The 333-nt window shown below is 69.7% G+C and carries 1 protein-coding gene; it reads left to right on the top strand.

The window, feature by feature from the left end; genetic code table 11:
- The coding region (locus PZA18_RS24465; RefSeq protein ID WP_284103490.1) for a hypothetical protein at window positions 1-333 on the top strand (333 nt) is incomplete at both ends.

The following is a 333-nucleotide window of genomic DNA, read 5'->3' on the forward strand; positions in this document are numbered from 1 at the left end:
CCCTGGCCCAGGATGGCCCGGTCTATCTGCAGCTGCGCCCCGACTCGGTACTGACCGCGCCGGTCAGCGTCAGCTTCCAGCTCGACCAGGGCGAGCCGGCGGTCGAATCGCTGGTTCTGGGACAGAGCCTGCGGGGCAGCCTGACCGCCTCCCGGCAGCAGCGCGAATACCGCTTCCGCCTGAGCGAGAGCAAGACCCTGCTGTTTGATCCGCTGCAAGGCACGGCCGACCACCTGAGCTGGAGCCTGCGTGGCGATGCCCACGACCCGGTTCTGGTCAGCCAGAGCCCGCTGCAGACCGCCCGCCTGCTGACCCTGCACGCCGGCGAGTACA

This window comes from Parachitinimonas caeni (genome assembly GCF_030129945.1).
Taxonomy (GTDB): Bacteria; Pseudomonadota; Gammaproteobacteria; order Burkholderiales; family Chitinimonadaceae; genus Parachitinimonas; species Parachitinimonas caeni.